Below are 20,060 nucleotides of genomic sequence, written 5' to 3'. Positions count from 1 at the left end.
GGGGGATGCCATGGCAAGAGTATCTAAGAAGCAAAAAAAGATTATAGAGACAATTAAGTCAAATCATTTATATGGTGCGGCAGAAGCAATTAACCTGTTAAAGCAATTTGCTTCAACTAAATTTCGTGAGAGTTTGGATATAAGTGTTAACCTGGGTGTTGATCCTCGTAAATCCGATCAAGTAGTACGTTCATCAACTAACTTACCTAAAGGTACAGGAAAAGTTGTACGCGTAGCTGTATTTGCACAAGGTGACAATGCTACTAAAGCTAAAGATGCAGGTGCTGATATTGTTGGATTTGAAGATTTGGCTGAGAAAATCAAAGGTGGCGTAATGGACTTCGATGTTGTTATAGCAACACCAGATGCTATGCGTATTGTCGGACAGCTAGGTCAGGTTTTAGGTCCAAGAGGTTTAATGCCAAACCCCAAAGTTGGCACAGTTACTACTAACGTTGAAGCAGCGGTTAAAGATGCAAAATCAGGGCAAGTCCGTTATAGAACTGACAAAAACGGAATTATTCATTGCACCGTTGGCAAGGTAGATTTTACTGCTGAAGACATCATTGAAAACATAGTTGCTTTAATTAATGATCTTAAAAAAGCAAAGCCTGCTTCTGCTAAAGGTCAATACTTAAAGAAAATCTCTTTATCCACAACTATGGGTCCTGGCATAGCTATTGATATTTCATCAATACCTGTGTAATATAACCACCCATTTTTAAGAATTCACGGCATAGATTTGGTTCCATGCCGTCGAAGACCGCAGGTGCTAACGCTTAATTTCCTGCGCAGACGGTGAACCGGCTCCAATTTTAAAAGAGACGGCCACCATAACTGGCAAATCCTTGTGATTTGTATAATTAGGAGGTCAGTAACGTGACATTAAATTTAGCTGAAAAAAAAGCTGTTGTTGAAGAAGTGACTGAGGTCGCCTCAAAGGCTATTTCGGCAGTTGTTGCTGATTATCGTGGTTTAACCGTTAATCAAATGACGCAGTTACGTAGTGAAGCACGTAAGTCTGGTGTTTATCTTCGTGTTGTTAGAAATACATTGACACGAAGAGCTTTTAAAAATACTGAATTTGAGTGCTTGAATGACTTGCTGGTAGGCCCGTTGTTCATTGCATTATCACTGGAAGCACCTAGTGATGCTGCAAGACTACTTAAAGAATTCACTAAGACATTTGAAAAACTTGAAATAAAAGCATTATCCGTAGGCGGAAAAGTATATAAAGCAAATCAGATTGATGCTGTTGCTAGCTTACCGACTCGAGATGAGGCAATTGCCAAGTTGATGTACGTGATGAAAGCGCCAATTGAGAAATTTGTCAGAACTCTTGCTGAACCACATGCTAAATTTGTGAGAACTTTAGCAGCAGTAAAAGATAAAAAAGCAGGTTAAATCTCATTTAATCATTAAATTAATTTTAAATCAGGAGCTAGAAATGGCTGTGTCAAAAAATGATATTTTAGAAACCATAGCAAACATGTCTGTTATGGAAGTTGTTGAATTAATCGAAGCTATGGAAGAGAAATTTAACGTTTCCGCTGCCGCTGCTGCTGTTGCAGTTGCTGCTCCAGCTGCTGCTGCTGCCGCTGCTGAAGAGCAAACAGAGTTTAATGTTGTTATGACCAGTTTCGGCGCAAACAAAGTTAACGTAATTAAAGCAGTTCGTGGTATTACTGGCCTTGGCTTGAAAGAAGCTAAAGACTTGGTAGAAGGTGCTCCTTCAACAATTAAAGAAGGTGTATCTAAAGATGAAGCGGCTAACCTCAAGAAAGAACTTGAAGAAGCAGGTGCTTCAGTAGAAGTTAAATAATAAGGTTATATCAGTGAGATAGGACCCAGCCATGGTTTCATGGCTGGGTTTACGTGTTTGAAGTCATCAATAATTTACAGAGGAAACACCATGGCCGTTGCAGAAGCTAAACCTCAATATTCGCATGCTGAGAAAAAACGATTTCGCAAAAGCTTTGGTACGCAGGCCGATAAAATGGCAATACCAAATCTGCTTGAAATTCAACTTAAATCCTATAGGGATTTCCTTCAGGCTGATAGCAAGTCAAACGAACAATTTAATACAGGATTGCATGCTGCATTTTCTTCTGTATTTCCAATTGAAAGCTTTTCTGGCAATGCGCGATTAGAATATGTTGGTTATAAGTTAGGTGAACCGGCGTTTGATGTTCGTGAATGCAAATTAAGAGGCTTAACTTATTCTGCGCCGTTAAGGGTTAAAATCAGACTTGTTGTTCTTGATAAGGACGCAAGCGAAGATCCTAAACCAATCAAAGACATCAGAGAGCAAGACGTTTTTATGGGTGAAATACCTTTAATGACTGATGTTGGTACATTTGTGGTAAATGGTACCGAGAGAGTTGTTGTTTCTCAATTACATCGTTCTCCTGGTGTGATATTTGAGCATGATAAGGGTAAAACCCATTCATCTGGTAAACTATTGTATTCTGCACGTATTATACCCTACCGTGGATCATGGTTAGATTTTGAATTTGATCCAAAAGACTGTGTTTATGTCCGAATTGATAGAAGACGTAAATTACCTGTAAGTATTTTATTAAGAGCCTTAGGATTTGAAACAGAAGATATCTTAAGTGAGTTCTTTGAAATGACAAGCTGTCATCTTAAAAATGGTGAATACCATATTGATTTAATTCCTCAACGACTCCGAGGTGAAATTGCCTCGTTTGATATTCTCGTTCCTGAAACCGGTGAACTTATTGTAGAACAAGGTAGAAGAATTACTGCACGTCATATTAAGCAAATGGAAAAAGCTCAGATGAAAGATCTGGTTGTTCCACGTGATTATTTAATAGGCAAAACAGTAGCTAAAAATATTATAGATACTTCTACCGGGGAATTTATCGCACAAGCAAATGATGAAGTAACTGATGAGACCCTTGATTTAATGGCTTCCAACGGAATTCATGAATTTAACATGATTTATACTAATGATTTAGATCATGGTTCTTATATATCGGATACATTGAAAATTGATCCTACCTCAAGTCAGTTGGAGGCGCTTGTTGAAATTTATCGTATGATGCGTCCAGGTGAACCACCAACCAAAGAAGCAGCTGAAGCACTGTTTAAAAATTTATTCTTTGTGGATGAGCGCTATGATTTATCAGCAGTAGGTAGAATGAAATTTAATCGACGTGTAGGCAGAAAAAATGATGATGGGCCAGGAACTTTGACTAAAGAAGACATAATGGCTGTTATCAAGACACTAATCGATATAAGAAACGGTATTGGAATGGTGGATGATATTGACCATCTAGGTAACCGAAGGGTTCGTAGTGTTGGTGAAATGACAGAAAACCAATTTAGAGTCGGCCTTGTACGTGTTGAGCGAGCTGTTAAAGAGCGTTTAAGTTTAGTTGAATCTGAAAATCTGATGCCACAAGATTTAATAAACGCAAAACCAGTTTCTGCCGCAATCAAGGAATTCTTTGGCTCAAGCCAGTTATCTCAATTTATGGACCAAGTTAATCCATTATCAGGTGTGACCCATAAACGCAGGGTTTCTGCATTGGGTCCAGGTGGTTTAACTCGGGAGCGAGCTGGTTTTGAAGTTCGTGACGTTCATACCACACACTATGGACGTGTTTGTCCTATTGAAACACCAGAGGGTCCAAACATTGGTCTGATTAATTCATTATCTGTTTATGCAAGAACAAATGATTATGGATTTATTGAAACTCCATGCCGTAAAGTAATTAATGGTCGTGTGACCGATGAGATTGAATATCTATCAGCGATTGAAGAAGTTGATCAGTATATTGCGCAATCGAGCGTGACTCTTGATAAAGACGGAAATATTCTCGCAGATCTAGTTCCTTGCAGGCATCAAAATGAGTTTTCATTAACAACGCCAGATAATATTAACTACATGGATATTTCACCCAAGCAGATCGTTTCTGTAGCTGCTTCGTTAATTCCATTCTTGGAGCATGATGATGCGAACCGTGCTTTAATGGGTTCAAACATGCAACGGCAAGCAGTGCCGACTTTACGTTCTGAAAAGCCCCTAGTAGGTACAGGAATGGAACGTATTGTTGCTTCAGATTCAGGAGTTTCTGTAGTGGCAAAACGCGGTGGAGTAATTGATCTTGTAGATGCATCGCGTATCGTTGTTCGAGTGAATGATGACGAGACTACCGCTGGTGAAACGGGTGTTGATATTTACAACCTGACCAAGTACTTCCGTTCAAACCAGGATACATGTATCAATCAACGTCCAATAGTTAATACTGGCGATATGATTCAAAAAGGAGACATCTTAGCTGATGGTCCTTGCACTGATATGGGTGAATTAGCTCTAGGTCAAAATTTATTGGTCGCCTTTATGCCTTGGAACGGATATAACTTTGAGGACTCCATCCTTATATCCGAACGTATTGTACAAGATGACCGATTCACAACGATTCACATCGAAGAATTAACTTGTATCGCACGTGATACTAAGTTAGGTACAGAAGAAATCACTGCTGATATTCCTAATGTTGGTGAATCAGCACTTTCAAACCTAGATGAAGCCGGGGTGGTTTATATCGGAGCCGAAGTTAAGGCTGGCGATATTTTGGTTGGAAAAGTTACTCCAAAAGGTGAGACACAACTTACACCTGAAGAGAAGTTGTTGCGAGCAATTTTTGGTGAAAAAGCTTCTGATGTTAAAGACTCTTCATTACGCGTTCCATCTGGAATGAATGGTACTGTTATTGATGTTCAAGTATTTACACGCGATGGTTTAGAAAAAGATGCGCGTGCGAAAAGCATTGAAGAAGAACATTTAGCACGAGTTCGTAAGGACTTGGTTGATGAGCGACGCATTCGTGAAGAAGATATTTACCACCGTGTAGCCAACATTATACTCGATAAGGTCGCAACAGGCGGTCCAGGAAATCTGAAACCTGGTTCCAAAATAAATCAAGAATACCTGGATAAAATAGGTAGAGAGAAATGGTTTGATATTCGACTCGAAAACGATGTAATCAGCCAGCAATTGGAACAACTTTCAAAGCAGCTTGAACTGTTGTCTAAAGAAATGGAAAAGCGTTTCAATGATAGCCGAAAGAAAATAATTCAGGGGGATGATTTAGCTCCTGGTGTATTAAAAATTGTTAAAGTATATCTTGCTGTGAAGAGACGTATTCAGCCAGGTGATAAAATGGCAGGTCGACATGGAAACAAAGGGGTTATCTCTATTGTGGTTCCGGTTGAAGACATGCCGCATATGGAAGATGGAACAGCTGTAGACATCGTTCTTAATCCATTGGGCGTACCTTCACGTATGAATATTGGACAAGTATTGGAAACCCATCTTGGTTTAGCTGCAAAAGGCTTGGGAAATAAAATTGCTCAGATGCTTGATTCAAAACAAAATGCGACTGAAATTAAATCGTTTTTGCATAAGATATACAACCATGATGATGTACAACGAGTGCATCTAGATTGTCTGAATGATGAAGAGATACTTAGATTGGCAGATAATCTACGAGCTGGTGTACCGATGGCAACACCTGTTTTTGATGGGGCTTCTGAAGCAGAAATAAAACGCATGCTGCAACTGGCAGATTTGTCTTCTGATGGTAAAACCTTCTTGGTTGATGGCAGGACTGGAAGCAAATTTGATAACCCTGTAACTGTAGGTTACATGTATATGTTGAAACTAAACCATTTAGTTGATGATAAGATGCATGCACGCTCAACTGGTTCATACAGCCTGGTAACGCAACAACCACTGGGCGGTAAAGCACAGTTTGGTGGTCAGCGCTTTGGAGAGATGGAGGTATGGGCTCTTGAAGCTTATGGTGCAGCTTATACATTACAGGAAATGTTGACTGTGAAATCAGATGACGTTGGAGGTAGAACAAAAATCTACAAAAATATTGTCGATGGCGATCATCGTATGGATCCAGGAATGCCTGAATCTTTCAACGTATTATTGAAAGAAATCCGTGCACTTGGAATAGATATCGAACTCGAACACGATTAACTTTTTTCAGCGATACATACTGATTAACAAATTTTTGGAGGCATAGACTTGAGTACTCTAAACGACGATCCAATGAATGAACCAATGAGAAAAGCACCTGTAATGAGCGATTTGCTCGGCATCCTTAAGCAGCAGGGACAAAGCGAAGAGTTTGATGCAATTAAGATTGCATTAGCTTCTCCTGAACTAATTCGTTCATGGTCATATGGTGAAGTAAAAAAACCCGAAACAATTAACTATCGTACCTTTAAACCTGAGCGAGACGGTTTATTTTGTGCCAAAACTTTTGGTCCAGTAAAAGATTATGAGTGCTTATGCGGCAAATATAAGCGACTTAAACATCGAGGCGTTATCTGCGAAAAATGCGGGGTTGAGCTTGCATTGGCTAAAGTACGCCGTGAGCGCATGGGACATATTGAACTTGCAAGTCCAGTTGCACACATTTGGTTCTTGAAATCATTACCTTCCCGTATTGGTTTATTACTTGACATGACGTTACGAGATATTGAACGTGTTCTTTATTTTGAAGCGTTTGTTGTTGTCGATCCAGGAATGACAGAACTTGAACGCGGTCAGTTGCTCAACGATGAAGTATATCTTGATGCAATGGAACAGTATGGTGATGAATTTGACGCACGAATGGGTGCTGAAGCAATTCGTGATTTACTTCGTCAAGTTGATTTGGAAGAAGAAATCAAGAATTTGCGTGAGGAATTACCCACTACAAGTTCTGAAACAAAAATTAAGAAAATTACGAAGCGTTTAAAACTTCTCGAAGCATTCTATGATTCTGGTAATAAGCCAGAGTGGATGATCATGGATGTATTACCTGTTCTGCCACCTGATTTAAGACCTTTAGTGCCTTTAGATGGCGGTCGTTTTGCGACATCTGATTTGAATGACTTGTATCGTCGCGTGATTAACCGAAACAATCGTTTGAAGCGTCTTCTTGATCTGAATGCACCTGATATTATTGTGCGTAATGAAAAGAGAATGTTACAGGAATCAGTCGATGCGCTGTTGGATAACGGGCGTCGAGGTCGTGCGATTACGGGTACAAACAAGAGACCACTCAAATCCTTAGCAGACATGATTAAAGGAAAGCAAGGTCGTTTTCGCCAAAACCTGCTTGGTAAGCGTGTAGACTATTCCGGACGTTCAGTAATTGTGGTCGGTCCGACTTTGAAGCTGCATCAGTGCGGTCTTCCAAAGAAAATGGCGCTTGAATTATTTAAACCATTCATATTCAGCAAACTTGAGTTTAGAGGTTTAGCTACAACAATTAAAGCTGCCAAAAAAATGGTAGAGCGTGAAGAGTCTGTTGTTTGGGATATTTTAGATGATGTTATTCGTGAGCATCCTATCCTGTTAAACCGTGCGCCTACATTACATAGGCTAGGTATTCAGGCATTCGAACCTGTGTTGATTGAAGGCAAGGCGATTCAACTGCATCCTTTAGTTTGTACTGCATATAACGCAGACTTCGACGGTGACCAAATGGCGGTGCACGTGCCATTGACTTTGGAAGCACAATTAGAAGCTCGCTCGTTAATGATGTCTACCAACAATATTCTATCGCCTGCGAGTGGTGAGCCAATTATCGTCCCCAGCCAAGACGTTGTACTCGGGTTATATTATTTAACTCGAGAAAAAGTTAATGCTTTAGGTGAAGGGAAGATTTTTGTCAGTGCCCAGGAAGCTCAGAATTTTTACGAGTCAGGACATCTTGATATCCACGCTAAAATTAAAATCCGCATGTCTAAGGACGACGGAGAGGGACATCATCTGGTAGAAACTACAGTTGGTCGCGCTATTCTTGCCGAGGTTCTTCCTAAAGGCATGACATTTGCAACGATAAATCGTACCATGACCAAGAAAGTAATTTCGAAGGTTATTGATAGTTGCTATAGAAATTTTGGTTTGAAAGAGACTGTAATTTTTGCTGATAAGCTAATGTATACAGGCTTTAAGTATGCGACACGTTCTGGCATATCAATTGGTATTGAAGACATGGAAATACCTGATGATAAAGCCAGCATTATTGACCATGCCGATAATGAAGTTCGTGAAATTGAATCCCAATTCCGTTCAGGCTTGGTAACCAATGGTGAGCGTTACAACAAAGTAATTGATATTTGGTCTAGAACCAATGAATTGGTTGCTAAATCGATGATGAGCAAAATAGCAACTGAAGAAACTCGTGACGCAAAAGGTGATCTCGTCAGACAGGAATCATTCAACCCAATCTTCATGATGGCTGATTCAGGCGCTAGGGGTTCTGCGGCGCAAATCAGGCAGCTTGCTGGTATGCGTGGATTGATGGCTGCTCCAGATGGCTCGATTATCGAAACGCCAATTACTGCTAACTTCCGTGAAGGTTTGAACGTATTCCAGTACTTTATTTCAACTCACGGTGCAAGAAAAGGTCTGGCAGATACTGCGTTAAAAACAGCTAACTCCGGTTATTTGACACGGCGTTTAGTTGATGTTGCGCAAGACGTGGTGATTACTGAAGACGATTGTGGTGTTGATACCGGTGTTCTAATGCAACCTCTGATTGAAGGCGGAGATATTGTTGAGCCGCTACATGAGCGTGTGTTAGGACGGGTAGTTGCTTCAGATGTTTACATTCCTAACCAAAGTGAGCCTGTGGTCACTGCAGGAACATTATTGGATGAGGAGTGGGTTGAAAAGCTCGAAAAACAAGGTGTGGATCAAATTATGGTTCGCTCACCGATTACTTGCCAAACTCGATTTGGGTTATGTGCTAAGTGCTATGGCCGTGACTTGGCCAGAGGTCACCTTGTTAATACCGGCGAAGCTGTAGGTATTATTGCAGCTCAATCAATTGGTGAGCCTGGAACGCAGTTGACCATGCGTACCTTCCATATTGGAGGTGCTGCATCGAGAGCAACTGCAGCAAATAATATTCAGATTAAAACCAAAGGGGTTATTCGTTTACATAACATTAAAACAGTAACGCATGAAAATAAAAATCTGGTTGCTGTATCACGTTCCGGTGAGGTAACAATCGTTGATGAATTCGGACGTGAGCGTGAGCGTTATAAGTTACCTTATGGTGCCGTAATTTCAGTACATGATAATTCCTCTGTTGAGGCTGGACAAGTTATTGCAACTTGGGATCCGCATACTCACCCAGTTATTTCTGAGGTAAGTGGTTATTTGAAATTTGTCGACTTAATCGATGGTATTACCATGAACCGACAAACTGATGAATTAACCGGTTTGAGCAATATTGTAGTTATCGATGCAAAACAACGCAGTGCCGCAGGCCGTGATTTACGTCCGATGGTAAAACTAGTTACTGAAAATGGCGAAGATATTTATCTTGCTGGAACTAATGTCCCCGCACAATACTATCTGCCTGTTGACGCGATTGTTAATTTTGAAGATGGTAGCCATGTGGGAATCGGAGATGTTATTGCGCGTATCCCTCAAGAGCGTTCTAAAACTCGCGATATTACAGGGGGTCTGCCAAGAGTAGCTGATTTATTTGAGGCGCGTAAACCTAAAGACTCAGCAGTTATGGCTGAAGTTTCGGGAATGGTTAGTTTTGGTAAGGAGACGAAAGGTAAGAGAAGGTTACTTATAAATGTTTCCGAAGATCAATGTCATGAAGAATTGATACCGAAATGGAGACATATTTCTGTCTTCGAAGGCGAACATGTTGAGCGTGGTGAGATTATCGCTGAAGGTGCACTCAATCCACATGATATATTACGTCTGCTGGGTGTAGGTGCATTAGCGAATTACATCGTAAATGAAGTACAAGATGTATATCGTTTACAAGGCGTAAAAATTAATGACAAGCATATCGAAGTAATCGTACGACAAATGCTACGTAAACGAGTTATTACTTTTGCCGGGGATTCAAAATTCTTGGTGGGTGAGCAAGTAGAAGAAAGCGTCTTATTGCAAGAAAATGACAAACTTATTGCTGAAGAGAAACAAACAGCCAGAGGTACACCTATATTGTTAGGTATTACAAAAGCTTCCTTGGCAACTGAGTCATTTATTTCTGCTGCTTCGTTCCAAGAAACAACAAGAGTACTAACAGAAGCTGCTGTAAGTGGTAAAATTGATGATTTACGTGGATTAAAAGAAAACGTGATGGTTGGACGCTTGATTCCTGCAGGAACAGGTTATGCATATCATCAAGGCCGTAAGGCAAAAAGAGCTAAGGCTGCAGCCGGTGAGCACCCAGTGCATACCGTTACTGCAAGTGATGTTGAGCATGCGTTAAGTGAAGCATTAAACGCAGACAATCAAGAACACTAGTTCGGATTCGAAAAACGGCAGATTAAACTTGACAAATCTGCCGTGGCTATATAGAATCCGGCCTCCTTATGCATTCGAAATAATCAAAAGAGACAGATCGGAGTTAAGTATAAATGGCTACTATTAATCAGTTAGTAAGAAAGCCTCGTGTGGACGTAAAGAAGAAAAGTAACGTACCAGCGCTGGAAGCATGTCCACAAAGACGCGGTGTGTGCACACGTGTTTACACTACTACACCTAAGAAACCTAACTCAGCTATGCGTAAGGTTGCTCGTGTACGTTTAACCAATGGATTTGAGGTTTCATCATATATTGGTGGAGAAGGCCATAACCTTCAGGAACACTCGGTTGTTCTTATTAGAGGTGGTCGTGTTAAAGATTTACCTGGTGTGCGTTATCACACTGTACGGGGTAGCTTGGATACATCAGGTGTTAATGATCGTAAACAAGGTCGTTCGAAATACGGTACTAAAAAACCAAAAGATAAAAAATAACTGATTGTAGGAAATTGAAATGCCTAGAAGAAGAGAAGTCCCTAAAAGAGAAATTTTGCCAGATCCTAAACATCATAGTGAATTGCTAGCAAAATTTATTAACGTGTTAATGGTCAGTGGTAAAAAATCTACTGCTGAAAAAATAATATATGGTGCTTTATCAGTTTTAGAAGAGCGCGTAAAGAAGCTTAAGAAAGCAGATGAAGAAGGTGAATCAGGTTCTACAAGTGGTTCATCAACTGTTCTTCGCTACTTTGAAAATGCTTTAGATAATGTTCGCCCAAGCGTAGAAGTCCGTTCTCGTCGAGTTGGTGGTGCTACCTATCAAGTTCCCGTTGAAGTAAGAACAGATCGCAGCATTGCTTTGGGTATGCGCTGGATTGTTCAGGCTGCACGTACTCGTGGTGAAAAAGGTATGATGTTACGCTTGGCTGGTGAACTGATGGATGCCTACGAAAGTAAAGGTTCCGCAGTGAAAAAGCGTGAAGATACACATAAAATGGCAAAAGCCAACCAGGCGTTTGCACATTTTAGATGGAACTAAGAGAGAGAGGGTAATCCGTGTCTACTCCATTAAAGCTATATAGAAATATAGGGATTGCAGCGCACGTTGATGCTGGAAAAACTACCACAACAGAGCGTGTACTGTATTATACTGGTATGTCTCATAAAATTGGTGAAGTTCATGACGGTGCTGCAACAATGGACTGGATGGTTCAGGAGCAGGAGCGCGGGATTACCATTACCTCAGCTGCAACAACTTGTTACTGGCCTGGTATGGACAAGCAATTCGAACCTCATCGTATCAATATTATTGATACCCCAGGACACGTAGACTTCATGATTGAAGTTGAGCGCTCATTACGTGTACTCGACGGTGCTGTTGTTGTGTTCGACTCAGTATCTGGTGTGGAACCACAATCAGAAACTGTTTGGCGTCAAGCAAATAAGTATGGCGTACCACGCATTGTATTTGTTAATAAGATGGATAGAATGGGTGCAAACTTCCTTCGTGTAGTGAGCCAAATTAAGCAAAGATTGGGTTCAAATCCTGTCGTTGTCCAATTACCTATTGGTTCAGAAGAAGAGTTTAAAGGTGTTGTTGATCTTATTAAAATGAAGGCAATTCATTGGGATGAAGAAAATAAGGGCATGACGTTCCAATATAAAGACGTGCCTGAAGATCTCAAAGAACATTGTGAAGAATATCGTGCTCTACTTGTTGAGGCTGCTGCAGAAGCAACTGAAGAGCTTATGGAAAAATATCTTGAAGGTGTGGAACTTACTGAAGAAGAGATCAAGAAAGCACTGCGACAATTAACAATAAGTAACCAAATTGTACCGGTCTTTTGTGGTTCAGCCTTTAAAAATAAAGGTGTTCAGGCAGTTTTAGATGGCGTAATTGAGTATCTGCCTTCTCCCTCGGATATTCCTGACGTTCAAGGTGTAAATGAAGATGGTGAACCAGCCACTCGTAAGACAAGCTATGATGCACCATTTTCCGCCTTAGCATTTAAAATTGCTACTGACCCATTTGTTGGAACTTTAACCTACTTTAGAGCATACTCAGGTGTTTTAAAAAGCGGTGATACAGTTTACAACTCAGTGAAAGCAAAAAGAGAACGTATAGGTCGTTTGTTGCAGATGCACGCCAACTCACGCGAAGAAATTAAAGAAGTAAAGGCAGGAGATATTGCTGCCGCTGTTGGACTAAAAACAGTAACGACAGGGGATACGTTATGCGATACGGATAGCGTTGTTATACTAGAAAGAATGGACTTTCCAGATCCTGTAATCGCAGTTGCTGTTGAACCTAGAACCAAAGCAGACCAAGAAAAAATGGGTATTGCTCTAGGTAAATTAGCACAAGAAGATCCATCATTCCGAGTTCATACAGATGAGGAATCAGGCCAGACGATTATTGAAGGTATGGGTGAGCTTCATCTGGAAATTATTGTTGACCGCATGAAACGTGAGTTTAATGTGGAAGCCAATGTAGGTAAGCCTCAAGTTGCTTATCGTGAAACACTGAAACAAACAGTGGAACAAGAAGGTAAATTTGTTAGACAATCTGGTGGACGCGGTCAATTTGGACATGTGTGGCTGAAAATTGAACCACAAGAACCTGGAAAAGGTTATGAATTTATCAACGAAATAGTTGGTGGCGTTATTCCGAAAGAATACATTCCAGCTGTTGATAAAGGGGTTCAAGAGCAAATGCAAAATGGTGTTATTGCTGGATATCCTGTAGTGGACGTTAAAGTAACCTTATTTGATGGTTCATTCCATGAGGTAGACTCTAGTGAAATGGCATTCAAAATTGCTGGCTCAATGGGTTTCAAACAAGGCGCATTAAAAGCCAAACCAGTTTTACTTGAACCAATCATGAGTGTTGAAGTAGTTACTCCTGAAGACTATATGGGCGATGTTATGGGTGACCTTAATAGACGCCGTGGCCTTGTACAGGGGATGGAAGATTCACCAGCAGGAAAAATTGTTAGGGCTGAAGTACCACTTGCAGAGATGTTTGGTTATTCGACCGATTTACGTTCTGCTACTCAAGGAAGAGCAACATATACTATGGAATTTTCTAAGTATGCTGAGGCTCCAAATAACATTGCTGAAGCAATTATTAAGAAACAATAAAAAGTTAAAACGAGGTTATTGAAATGGCGAAGGAAAAATTTGAACGTAAGAAGCCACACGTAAACGTGGGCACGATTGGTCACGTAGACCATGGTAAGACTACATTAACAGCAGCGATTACCACGATTATGGCAAAGAAGTTTGGTGGTACAGCAAAAGCATATGACCAGATTGATGCTGCTCCAGAAGAGCGGGAGCGTGGTATTACTATTTCTACAGCACACGTAGAATACGAATCAGCGAACAGACACTATGCACACGTAGATTGCCCAGGACATGCTGACTATGTTAAGAACATGATTACAGGTGCGGCACAAATGGACGGAGCGATACTCGTAGTATCTGCTGCTGATGGTCCAATGCCACAAACCCGTGAACACATATTATTATCACGCCAAGTAGGTGTTCCATATATTGTGGTGTTCATGAACAAAGCAGATATGGTAGACGATCCTGAGTTATTAGAATTAGTTGAGATGGAAGTTCGTGACTTGTTAAGCAGCTACGATTTTCCTGGGGATGATATTCCAATTGTTGTTGGTTCAGCGTTGAAAGCGTTGGAAGGTGATGACAGTGAGATTGGTGTTAAGGCGATTGAGAAATTGGTTGAGACTATGGACTCATACATTCCTGAGCCGGTACGCAACATTGATAAAGCATTTTTATTACCAATCGAAGACGTATTCTCTATTTCTGGACGTGGAACAGTAGTAACTGGACGTGTAGAAAGCGGGATTGTAAAAGTGGGTGAAGAAATTGAGATTGTTGGAATTCGCGACACTCAAAAAACCACTTGTACAGGTGTTGAGATGTTCCGTAAGTTGTTGGATGAGGGTCGAGCTGGTGATAACGTAGGTGTGTTATTACGTGGAACCAAGCGTGACGAAGTTGAGCGTGGCCAGGTATTAGCCAAGCCAGGCACAATTAAGCCTCATACCAAATTTGAAGCAGAAGTATACGTGTTATCAAAAGAAGAAGGTGGGCGACATACACCATTTTTCAATGGATACAGACCACAATTTTATTTCAGAACGACAGACGTAACTGGAACATGTGATCTTCCATCTGGAGTTGAAATGGTAATGCCTGGTGATAACGTACAATTGACCATTAATCTTCATGCACCTATTGCGATGGACGAAGGTTTACGTTTCGCAATTCGGGAAGGTGGCCGTACTGTAGGCGCCGGTGTTGTCGCTAAAATTATTGAGTAATTAGAATGAGTAACAATCAAAACATTAAAATAAGATTAAAATCCTTTGATCATCGGTTGATTGATTTGTCAACTCGAGAAATTGTAGAGACAGCAAAACGTACTGGCGCACAAGTTCGTGGGCCAATACCCTTACCTGTCCGTAAGGAGAAATTTACTGTATTGACTTCACCGCATGTTAATAAAGATGCTCGTGATCAATATGAATTACGTACTCATAAACGCCTGGTCGTTATCGTTCATCCAACTGAAAAAACAGTAGATGCGTTGATGAAATTAGATCTGGCTGCTGGGGTTGATGTTCAGATAAGCCTTGATGACTAATATTAGGGTGAAGGATATTAAAGAGGTGTTAGAATGATGATCGGTTTATTAGGCCGTAAAATCGGTATGACGCGGGTCTTCATGGCAGATGGAGTTTCTGTTCCAGTTTCTGTTGTTGAAGTTCACCCTAATAGAGTTTCACAGGTTAAAACTAAAGAAACTGATGGTTACTCTGCTGTGCAATTAACAGGCGGAACCAAAAAAGCAAGTAAAGTCAACAAAGCTTTAACAGGTCACTTCGCAAAAGCTGAAATTGAAGCTGGTGACACGTTAGTCGAGTTCTTAGTTGATTCTGAAGATGCATTCAAAGCTGGCCAAGTAATTACAGTTTCTGATGTATTTACTGCTGGCCAGTTTGTTGATGTTGCAGGAATCACAAAAGGTAAAGGTTTTGCTGGTACAGTAAAAAGATATAATTTTAGAACACAAGATGCTACTCATGGTAACTCCAGATCGCATCGTGTACCTGGTTCTATTGGTCAAAACCAAACTCCAGGACGCGTGTTCAAAGGTAAAAAAATGGCTGGTCACATGGGTAATGTTCGTTGTACTGTTCAAAGCCTTGAGCTCGTGCGCGTAGATGCTGAAAGAAACTTACTTCTCATCAAAGGTGCTATACCTGGTGCTCCTGGCTCACGTGTTGAGATTAAGCCTGCAGTTAAAAAGCAAGTACGAGGTGAGTGATGGAAATTACTACTATAGATACAAATTCAAAGTTAATACTAAATCAAGAAGTATTTGCTTATGGCTATAACGAAGGTTTGATTCATCAAGCTGTAGTAACTTACATGAACAATGCACGTAGCGGTAACAGTGCTCAAAAAACCCGATCTGAAGTACGTGGTGGCGGCAAAAAGCCATGGAATCAAAAAGGTACAGGTCGTGCTCGTGCTGGTACAATTAGAAGCCCTTTATGGAGAAGCGGCGGGGTAACTTTTGCCTCTAAAAAGAGAGATTATTCACAAAAAATTAATAAAAAAATGTACAAACGTGCATTACGTAGTATAATCTCCGAACTTTGTCGCACTGGTAACCTGATAGTCGTAAGTGATTTCCAATGCGAAAGCAAAAAAACTAAAGATTTTGTAAGTAAAATGAACCAACTTAATATTAATAATGCTCTTATTGTAATGAGTGAAGTTGGTGAAAATGAATATTTTGGTTCAAGAAACTTAATTGATTATGATATCTGCGACGTTACAACTATAGATCCTGTTTCTTTACTCAGATTTGAAAAAGTTGTTGTTACAGAAGCTGCAATTAAAAAAATTGAGGAACAGTTACAATGAACGCTGAAAGATTGTTGATGGTTTTACGTGAACCACATACTTCTGAAAAGGCTACTGTCCTAGCTGATAAGCTGAAACAGTTCACTTTCAAAGTATTGAAAACTGCAACTAAAAATGAAATTAAAATGGCGGTAGAGAATATATTTAACGTTAAAGTTAAAAATGTATCTGTTATCAATGTGAAGGGAAAAACAAAGCGTTTCAAACAAACAAGCGGAAAGCGTAGTGATTGGAAAAAGGCATTTGTAACTCTTCATGCTGATCAAGATATTGACTTTACAGCTACCGAATAAGGCAGATTAAGATGGCACTATTAAAATCTAAACCTACATCGCCAGGTAAGCGTGGCGAATTACGCGTGGTTCATCACCATATTCATAAAGGGAAACCACATGCGTCTTTAGTTGAAAAACTTAAAAAAACTGGCGGACGTAATAACCAAGGTAGAATTACTGTAAGACATATCGGTGGTGGTCAGCGTAATCAATATCGCATCATTGATTTCAAACGTAATAAAGATGGAATTGAAGCTCGCGTTGAACGTATTGAATACGATCCAAATCGTACTGCATTGATTGCACTAATTGTTTATAAAGATGGTGAAAGAAGGTATATTATTGCACCAGCTAATTTGAATGTTGGTGATACAGTTATTAGCGGCGCTGATTCACCTATCAATGTCGGTAACTGCCTTCCGTTAAAAAATATTCCTGTTGGTACTACAATTCATTGCGTTGAAATGAAGCCAGGAAAGGGTGCCCAGGTATTAAGAAGTGCTGGAGCAAGCGGACAAATTGTTGCTAAAGAAGGTATTTATGCAACATTAAGACTCCGTTCTGGTGAAATGCGTAAAATTCATGTTCTTTGTAGAGCAGTAATTGGTGAAGTCAGTAATAGCGAACATAGTTTACGTGCATTAGGAAAAGCTGGAGCAAAACGCTGGAGAGGTATTCGCCCAACAGTTCGTGGTGTTGCTATGAACCCAGTTGATCACCCACACGGTGGTGGTGAGGGCCGAACTTCTGGTGGACGTCATCCAGTATCACCATGGGGCGTACCTACTAAGGGTTACAAAACCAGAAGTAATAAGCGTACTGATAATTTTATTGTCAGAAGACGTAAGAAGAAATAATTATTGAGAGGATATCAAGTGTCTCGTTCTATAAGAAAAGGTCCTTTTGTTGACCATCATTTGATTGCCAAAGTAGAAGCAGCAATTGAATCAAAATCTAAAAAACCAATCAAAACTTGGTCAAGACGATCAACAATCGTTCCTGAAATGATTGACTTAACAATTGCTGTTCACAACGGCAAGGATCATATCCCTGTTTATATAACAGATAATATGGTCGGTCATAAATTAGGTGAGTTTGCCATGACTCGTACATTTAAAGGCCACTCTGGTGACAGAAAGGCTAAAGGCAAATAAGAGGATATGATGGAAGTTACAGCAAAGTTAAAAGGTGCTCCCTTATCCGCTCAGAAGGGCAGATTGGTAGCAGATATGATACGAAATATGAACGTATCTGGTGCGCTTGATGTCCTCAAGTTTACACCAAAAAAAGGTGCTCAATTAATGCTTAAATTGTTAGAATCAGCAATTGCTAATGCTGAAAATAATAATGGTGCAGATATTGATGATTTAAAAGTAGGTATGGTCTGCGTTGATGAGGCAATGACTTTAAAACGTATTAGTCCCAGAGCTAAAGGACGTGCAAATCGAATTTGTAAACGTACCTGCCATATCACGATAAAAGTGTCTGACGAGGAATAGCAATGGGACAAAAAGTTAACCCTATAGGTATACGCCTAGGTATTATTAAAGACTGGAACTCTAAATGGTTCGCAGGTAAGAAATATGCTGAATTTTTAATTCAAGATATTAAACTACGTACCGAGCTGAAAAAGAAACTTATGGCAGCCGCAGTAAGTAAGATTCTTATTGAACGTCCTGCCAATAATGCCGTTGTAACAATACAAACTGCACGACCTGGTGTGATCATTGGTAAAAAGGGTGGTGGTATTGAAACTCTGCGCAATGAAATTTCTAATAAATTAGGTGTACCTGTTCATCTTAATATTGAAGAAATTAAAAAGCCTGAACTTGATTCAACACTTGTTGCTGAAGGAATTGCTCAGCAGTTGGAGCAGCGTGTTATGTTTCGACGTGCTATGAAACGAGCAGTAACATCCGCTCTTAAAGCAGGCGCTAAAGGAATTAAAATTTGTGTTAGTGGTAGACTAGGTGGTGCTGAAATTGCTCGTAGTGAATGGTATAGAGAAGGTCGTGTGCCTTTACATACTTTCAGAGCTGATATTGACTATGGTACAGCAGAGTCTAAAACTACCTACGGTATTATTGGTGTAAAAGTCTGGATCTTCAAGGGTGAAATTCTCCCTCAAAAGAAAAGATCTTCCGACGTTGCCCAGTGAGTGAGGATTAAGAATCATGTTACAACCTAAACGTACAAAATACCGAAAACAGATGAAAGGCCGTAACAGAGGCTTAGCCTTACGCGGTAGCAACATCAGCTTTGGTGAATTTGGTTTGAAAGCTCTTGAACGCGGTCGTTTAACTGCAAGACAAATTGAAGCAGCGCGAAGAGCAATGACACGTCATATTAAGCGTGGTGGTAAAATTTGGATTAGAGTATTCCCAGATAAACCTATTACACAAAAACCTTTAGAGGTAAGACAAGGTAAAGGTAAAGGTAGCGTTGAATATTGGGTTGCTCAAATACAACCAGGTAAGGTTTTATTTGAAATGGAAGGTGTATCCAGAGAGCTTGCGATGGAAGCTTTTGATCTGGCCAAGGCAAAACTTCCTTTCAAAGTAATATTTGAAGAAAGGAAGGTGATGTAATGAAAAAAATTGATGAATTACGCGGTCTATCGGTTGAAGAACTGCAAAATGAATTGCTTTCATTGCGTAAAGAACAATTAAATTTGCGAATGAAGAAAGCAAGTGGCTCACTAGATAAAACACATCTCATCACCATGGTGCGTAAGTCAGTGGCAAGAGTAAAAACAATGTTGACTGAAAAGGCAGGTAAGTGACATGTCTAATAGTGAATCAAATGCCAGAACAATGGTTGGAAAAGTAGTTAGTGACAAAATGGATAAAACCATAGTTGTGATGATTGAACGTTCTGTTAAGCATCCAAAGTATGGAAAAATTATGAAACGTAGATCTAAATTACATGCTCATGATGAAAATCAAGTATGTAAAATTGGTAACATAGTAAAAATCCGTGAGTCAAGACCACTCTCTAAAACAAAAAGCTGGGTATTAGTCGAAGTAATTTCTTAATCAACCCTGTTGATTTACTTTTAAAACCCTAAAAGGCCTGATATAATCAGCAACCTTTTTCTGGTCGAAATCAGAGCTGGAGAAAAAAATGATCCAAATGCAGACAGTGCTCGAAGTGGCTGATAATAGCGGAGCACGTAAGGTTATGTGTATTAAAGTGCTTGGTGGTTCTCACCGTAGGTATGCACGTGTAGGTGATGTAATCAAAGTAAGTATTAAAGATGCAATACCCAGAAGTAAAGTAAAGAAGGGTGCTGTGATGAAAGCGGTAGTTGTTCGTACAGCACAGGGCGTTCGTAGAGACGATGGTTCTTTGATTCGTTTTGATGGTAACGCTGCAGTACTGTTAAATAACCAAAACGAGCCAATTGGTACTCGTATATTTGGCCCTGTTACTCGCGAGCTACGAGAGAGATTTATGAAAATAATATCTCTGGCTGCAGAAGTTTTGTGAGAAGGATTTAGA

The 20,060-nt window shown here is 40.1% G+C and carries 21 protein-coding genes; all 21 read left to right on the top strand.

The window, feature by feature from the left end; all coding sequences use genetic code 11:
* The first annotated feature begins 10 nt into the window (after window positions 1-10).
* Window positions 11-706, top strand: coding sequence for a 50S ribosomal protein L1 (gene rplA / locus LXO92_RS17015; protein WP_182350702.1), 696 nt, complete (start codon window positions 11-13; stop codon window positions 704-706).
* 173 nt (window positions 707-879) lie between these two features.
* Window positions 880-1,404 (top strand): 50S ribosomal protein L10, encoded by a 525-nt coding sequence (gene rplJ, locus LXO92_RS17010; protein WP_019233354.1) that lies wholly within the window; start codon window positions 880-882, stop codon window positions 1,402-1,404.
* Between the two features lie 43 nt (window positions 1,405-1,447).
* Window positions 1,448-1,822: a 50S ribosomal protein L7/L12 gene (gene rplL / locus LXO92_RS17005; protein ID WP_182350701.1), complete on the top strand. Its 375-nt coding sequence runs from the start codon at window positions 1,448-1,450 to the stop codon at window positions 1,820-1,822.
* Window positions 1,823-1,912: 90 nt separating this feature from the next.
* Window positions 1,913-6,019 (top strand): DNA-directed RNA polymerase subunit beta, encoded by a 4,107-nt coding sequence (gene rpoB, locus LXO92_RS17000; RefSeq protein WP_182350700.1) that lies wholly within the window; start codon window positions 1,913-1,915, stop codon window positions 6,017-6,019.
* Window positions 6,020-6,121: 102 nt separating this feature from the next.
* Window positions 6,122-10,318, top strand: coding sequence for a DNA-directed RNA polymerase subunit beta' (gene rpoC / locus LXO92_RS16995; protein ID WP_182352885.1), 4,197 nt, complete (start codon window positions 6,122-6,124; stop codon window positions 10,316-10,318).
* 113 nt (window positions 10,319-10,431) lie between these two features.
* Window positions 10,432-10,812, top strand: coding sequence for a 30S ribosomal protein S12 (rpsL, locus tag LXO92_RS16990; RefSeq protein ID WP_182350699.1), 381 nt, complete (start codon window positions 10,432-10,434; stop codon window positions 10,810-10,812).
* 19 nt (window positions 10,813-10,831) lie between these two features.
* A complete protein-coding gene (gene rpsG / locus LXO92_RS16985) occupies window positions 10,832-11,356 on the top strand; it encodes a 30S ribosomal protein S7 (protein ID WP_182350698.1) in 525 nt (174 codons plus the stop codon).
* 17 nt (window positions 11,357-11,373) lie between these two features.
* On the top strand, window positions 11,374-13,458 hold the full coding sequence (fusA, locus tag LXO92_RS16980; RefSeq protein WP_182350697.1) for an elongation factor G: 2,085 nt from the start codon (window positions 11,374-11,376) through the stop codon (window positions 13,456-13,458).
* Between the two features lie 23 nt (window positions 13,459-13,481).
* A complete protein-coding gene (gene tuf, locus LXO92_RS16975) occupies window positions 13,482-14,672 on the top strand; it encodes an elongation factor Tu (RefSeq protein WP_019233360.1) in 1,191 nt (396 codons plus the stop codon).
* A 5-nt stretch (window positions 14,673-14,677) separates the two neighbouring features.
* Complete coding sequence (rpsJ, locus tag LXO92_RS16970; protein ID WP_019233361.1) at window positions 14,678-14,995, top strand: 30S ribosomal protein S10; 318 nt, start codon at window positions 14,678-14,680, stop codon at window positions 14,993-14,995.
* 33 nt (window positions 14,996-15,028) lie between these two features.
* Window positions 15,029-15,679, top strand: a complete 651-nt coding sequence (gene rplC / locus LXO92_RS16965; protein ID WP_182350696.1) for a 50S ribosomal protein L3 — start codon at window positions 15,029-15,031, stop codon at window positions 15,677-15,679.
* Entirely contained in the window at window positions 15,679-16,284 is a 606-nt protein-coding gene (gene rplD / locus LXO92_RS16960) for a 50S ribosomal protein L4 (protein WP_182350695.1), read from the top strand. Before rplC ends, rplD begins: the two co-directional genes overlap by 1 nt.
* Window positions 16,281-16,577: a 50S ribosomal protein L23 gene (rplW, locus tag LXO92_RS16955; protein ID WP_182350694.1), complete on the top strand. Its 297-nt coding sequence runs from the start codon at window positions 16,281-16,283 to the stop codon at window positions 16,575-16,577. Before rplD ends, rplW begins: the two co-directional genes overlap by 4 nt.
* Before the next feature lie 11 nt (window positions 16,578-16,588).
* Window positions 16,589-17,416 carry a 50S ribosomal protein L2 gene (gene rplB, locus LXO92_RS16950; RefSeq protein WP_182350693.1) on the top strand — a complete coding sequence of 276 codons (828 nt, stop codon included), beginning with the start codon at window positions 16,589-16,591 and terminating at the stop codon, window positions 17,414-17,416.
* An 18-nt stretch (window positions 17,417-17,434) separates the two neighbouring features.
* The gene (rpsS, locus tag LXO92_RS16945) at window positions 17,435-17,713 is read left to right on the top strand and encodes a 30S ribosomal protein S19 (RefSeq protein ID WP_019233366.1); all 279 of its coding nucleotides are present in this window, start codon (window positions 17,435-17,437) and stop codon (window positions 17,711-17,713) included.
* Between the two features lie 9 nt (window positions 17,714-17,722).
* On the top strand, window positions 17,723-18,058 hold the full coding sequence (rplV, locus tag LXO92_RS16940) for a 50S ribosomal protein L22 (RefSeq protein WP_010654827.1): 336 nt from the start codon (window positions 17,723-17,725) through the stop codon (window positions 18,056-18,058).
* 2 nt (window positions 18,059-18,060) lie between these two features.
* The gene (gene rpsC, locus LXO92_RS16935) at window positions 18,061-18,717 is read left to right on the top strand and encodes a 30S ribosomal protein S3 (protein ID WP_058458799.1); all 657 of its coding nucleotides are present in this window, start codon (window positions 18,061-18,063) and stop codon (window positions 18,715-18,717) included.
* Between the two features lie 16 nt (window positions 18,718-18,733).
* Complete coding sequence (gene rplP, locus LXO92_RS16930; RefSeq protein ID WP_003633085.1) at window positions 18,734-19,147, top strand: 50S ribosomal protein L16; 414 nt, start codon at window positions 18,734-18,736, stop codon at window positions 19,145-19,147.
* Window positions 19,147-19,341, top strand: a complete 195-nt coding sequence (gene rpmC, locus LXO92_RS16925) for a 50S ribosomal protein L29 (RefSeq protein WP_019233368.1) — start codon at window positions 19,147-19,149, stop codon at window positions 19,339-19,341. Before rplP ends, rpmC begins: the two co-directional genes overlap by 1 nt.
* A gap of 1 nt (window position 19,342) precedes the next feature.
* Window positions 19,343-19,594: a 30S ribosomal protein S17 gene (gene rpsQ / locus LXO92_RS16920; protein WP_019233369.1), complete on the top strand. Its 252-nt coding sequence runs from the start codon at window positions 19,343-19,345 to the stop codon at window positions 19,592-19,594.
* 88 nt (window positions 19,595-19,682) lie between these two features.
* Window positions 19,683-20,048, top strand: a complete 366-nt coding sequence (rplN, locus tag LXO92_RS16915) for a 50S ribosomal protein L14 (RefSeq protein WP_006872243.1) — start codon at window positions 19,683-19,685, stop codon at window positions 20,046-20,048.
* Window positions 20,049-20,060: the final 12 nt, after the last annotated feature.

Origin of the sequence: Legionella resiliens, assembly GCF_021344005.1 — a bacterium.
GTDB lineage: Bacteria > Pseudomonadota > Gammaproteobacteria > Legionellales > Legionellaceae > Legionella > Legionella resiliens.
Note: the sequence above shows the minus strand (reverse complement) of the source record. Positions and strands in the feature narration are given on the sequence as shown.

What these genes read in the sequence shown, in the direction of transcription:
- rplA (WP_182350702.1), top strand. Translation starts at nt 11, where the DNA reads ATGGCAAGAGTATCTAAGAAGCAAAAAAAGATTATAGAGACAATTAAG.
- rplL (WP_182350701.1), top strand. Translation starts at nt 1,448, where the DNA reads ATGGCTGTGTCAAAAAATGATATTTTAGAAACCATAGCAAACATGTCT.
- rpoB (WP_182350700.1), top strand. Translation starts at nt 1,913, where the DNA reads ATGGCCGTTGCAGAAGCTAAACCTCAATATTCGCATGCTGAGAAAAAA.
- rpoC (WP_182352885.1), top strand. Translation starts at nt 6,122, where the DNA reads ATGAGCGATTTGCTCGGCATCCTTAAGCAGCAGGGACAAAGCGAAGAG.
- rpsL (WP_182350699.1), top strand. Translation starts at nt 10,432, where the DNA reads ATGGCTACTATTAATCAGTTAGTAAGAAAGCCTCGTGTGGACGTAAAG.
- rpsG (WP_182350698.1), top strand. Translation starts at nt 10,832, where the DNA reads ATGCCTAGAAGAAGAGAAGTCCCTAAAAGAGAAATTTTGCCAGATCCT.
- tuf (WP_019233360.1), top strand. Translation starts at nt 13,482, where the DNA reads ATGGCGAAGGAAAAATTTGAACGTAAGAAGCCACACGTAAACGTGGGC.
- rpsJ (WP_019233361.1), top strand. Translation starts at nt 14,678, where the DNA reads ATGAGTAACAATCAAAACATTAAAATAAGATTAAAATCCTTTGATCAT.
- rplC (WP_182350696.1), top strand. Translation starts at nt 15,029, where the DNA reads ATGATGATCGGTTTATTAGGCCGTAAAATCGGTATGACGCGGGTCTTC.
- rplD (WP_182350695.1), top strand. Translation starts at nt 15,679, where the DNA reads ATGGAAATTACTACTATAGATACAAATTCAAAGTTAATACTAAATCAA.
- rplW (WP_182350694.1), top strand. Translation starts at nt 16,281, where the DNA reads ATGAACGCTGAAAGATTGTTGATGGTTTTACGTGAACCACATACTTCT.
- rplB (WP_182350693.1), top strand. Translation starts at nt 16,589, where the DNA reads ATGGCACTATTAAAATCTAAACCTACATCGCCAGGTAAGCGTGGCGAA.
- rplV (WP_010654827.1), top strand. Translation starts at nt 17,723, where the DNA reads ATGGAAGTTACAGCAAAGTTAAAAGGTGCTCCCTTATCCGCTCAGAAG.
- rpsC (WP_058458799.1), top strand. Translation starts at nt 18,061, where the DNA reads ATGGGACAAAAAGTTAACCCTATAGGTATACGCCTAGGTATTATTAAA.
- rplP (WP_003633085.1), top strand. Translation starts at nt 18,734, where the DNA reads ATGTTACAACCTAAACGTACAAAATACCGAAAACAGATGAAAGGCCGT.
- rpmC (WP_019233368.1), top strand. Translation starts at nt 19,147, where the DNA reads ATGAAAAAAATTGATGAATTACGCGGTCTATCGGTTGAAGAACTGCAA.
- rpsQ (WP_019233369.1), top strand. Translation starts at nt 19,343, where the DNA reads ATGTCTAATAGTGAATCAAATGCCAGAACAATGGTTGGAAAAGTAGTT.
- rplN (WP_006872243.1), top strand. Translation starts at nt 19,683, where the DNA reads ATGATCCAAATGCAGACAGTGCTCGAAGTGGCTGATAATAGCGGAGCA.